Here is a 2,238-nt window from a genome sequence, read left to right as displayed (position 1 = left end):
GAGCCCGCGCCGCTCCGGGCGGGCACCGTCCAGCGCAGCCGTGCCCGGCTCAGCACCTGGGCGTCCTCGACCCGCAGCGCCTCGAGCGCCGAGGCGTCGAGCCCGGTCACGGCCAGCGCCTTCTCCAGCCGGCGGCGCCGCTCAGCCCGCGGCACGTCCAGGTCCATGTTGTCCGCGAACCAGGCGTCGGCCAGGGCGTCCTCGCCGGTGCGCAGCCAGTCCAGCGCCGCACGGGCCGCCTCGAGGGTGCGCGGCGCCGCCTCCGGCGCACGACGGGCCAGCAGCTCCGGCGCCTCGCGCTGCAGGATCCGCAGCGCCTGCATCGACAGGGGCGTCGCCGGGGCGTACTTCGAGTTCGCCAGCGCCACCACGCCCACCCCGGAGTCGCGGTGCCAGACCATGAACGAGCCGTAGCCCGGGTAGCCGCCGGAATGGGAGATCACCTCGCCCAGGTCCGGGAAGTGCTCGACCACCAGGCCGAAGCCGTAGCCGCGCACCCGGTCGAAGCCGGGGGAGACCCCGTCCTGGCCGGCGGGGAGCGGCGCGAGCGCCTGATGGCGGTGCAGCTGCTGCATCTCCCGGCGGGAGGCGGTCGCGAGCGGTCCCGCGCCGCGCGAGGCGCTGCCCTCGGCATCGGCGGCGGCGAGGAAGCGCACCCAGGTCGCCACGTCGTCGACGCTCGAGAACAGCCCCGCCATCGCCCCGTACACGCCGGGGGAGTCCAGCGGCACGGCCTCGAAGCGGGTCGCGTCGGTGCGGTCGCCGAGCCGGTGCCCGGTCGCGAGACGGTCGGTGTCGATCTCGCCGGCGGACCAGCCCGTCGCCGTGAGGCCGAGCGGGTCCAGGAAGCGGCGACGGATCTCGGTCGCGTAGTCCGAGCCGGTGACCTCGTCGATCACCCGGCCCAGCAGCGCGTAGCCGGTGTTGGAGTACTCGAACCCGCCGCCGGAGCGATGCACGTGGCCGAGCCCGCCGCGGAGCACGGCGGCGAACTCCTCGCGGGTCATCGCCTCCTGGCGGTCGCCCCAGGGGTTGTCGGTGATCAGCCCGGCGTCCATCGTCAGCAGACGGCGCAGGGTCGGCTCGCGGTCGTCGTCCTCGAGCTCGAAGGCACCCTCCGCCTCGGGCACGTGCGCGGAGATCGGGTCGTCCAGGGACAGCCGGCCCTCGTCGCGCAGGGCGAGGATCGTCGCGGCGGTGAAGGACTTCGTCATCGAGGCGATGCGGGAGACGGTCGCGCGGTCCATCGGGGAGGAGCCGGGGGCCGGGCGGCCGTCCGCGAGCTCGCGGTGCCCGGCCGCGCCGTGGGCGAGGATCGCCTGATCGTGGGCGTGGCCGCCGATGATCGCCCAGGTCACGCCCGAGGTGCGGTGCTCGGCGACGGCGTTCTCGGCGAGGGCGGCGATGGCGGTGACCGCCTCCGCGGGGACGTGGGGATGGGGGCTCTCGGCGCTGGACGGCATGGTTTCCACTGTAGTGCGGCGCGGCGACCGCGCCGACCGGATGCGCTGCCGCTGTGGACGGCCCGATCGTGGGCTGTGCTGCGGGGGCTCAGCCCCGCGCCGGGCCTCCGCGCGTCCCGTCGACAGGCTCCCCGCTCGTCCCGTCGACTAGCTCCCCGCTCTGGTGCCCGGCCGGGCCTCCGCTCGACGCCTCCGCGGTGCCCGCGTGGTAGAACGCGGCGATGATCGCGGCGGCCTCCTCACCGACCACCTCGGCCAGGCGCGCGGGATCGGTGTGCCGCGGATCGTAGGGCGCGGCCTCCGGCGCTGCCTCCGCCCCGCCCGACGCGTCCGGTGTCCCATCGCCGGGGTCTTCCGCGTCCTCTCCGCGGGGCTGTCCGGCGGCTCCCGCCGGCGCGACGAGTTCCTCGAGCCGGATCCCGCGCAGGGTCAGCAGGTGCGCGGGATGCTCGTCCACGGCCTCCACCAGCACGTACACGAGCGCGGAGACGTGACGGCAGGGGCCGGGCCAGTCCAGGCAGTCGCAGTCGTGGGAGAGCTCGGCGGCGTCCCGCGGCAGCAGCGAGAGCATCGAGGGGGAGAGCTCGGCCTCGATCTGCTCGGGATAGGTGCCGGCGGCCAGCCGCGCGGGCAGCTCGGGGTGGGCGCGGGCGACCTGCAGGAACCCCTCCCGGTCCCCGTCGCGATAGGCGGGCAGGTCCAGACGGGCCTGGTGCAGGCCGCCGTCGGGGTCCTCGACGGCGGCGCGGGCGGCGCCCGGCTCGACCTCGAGCCA

2 protein-coding genes are annotated in these 2,238 nt (G+C 76.1%); both read right to left on the bottom strand.

Going from position 1 to position 2,238, the window contains the following annotated elements:
- Positions 1 to 1,463: serine hydrolase domain-containing protein (locus HMPREF3159_RS10720; RefSeq protein ID WP_070501017.1), on the bottom strand; the 1,463-nt coding region annotated here is incomplete at its 3' end.
- Positions 1,464 to 1,551: 88 nt separating this feature from the next.
- The coding region (locus HMPREF3159_RS10715) for an SWIM zinc finger family protein (protein ID WP_070501016.1) at positions 1,552 to 2,238 on the bottom strand (687 nt) is incomplete at its 5' end.

The sequence above is a fragment of the Brachybacterium sp. HMSC06H03 genome (assembly GCF_001807385.1).
Taxonomy (GTDB): domain Bacteria; phylum Actinomycetota; class Actinomycetes; order Actinomycetales; family Dermabacteraceae; genus Brachybacterium; species Brachybacterium conglomeratum.
This window is presented reverse-complemented; position numbering and strand designations above follow the sequence as displayed.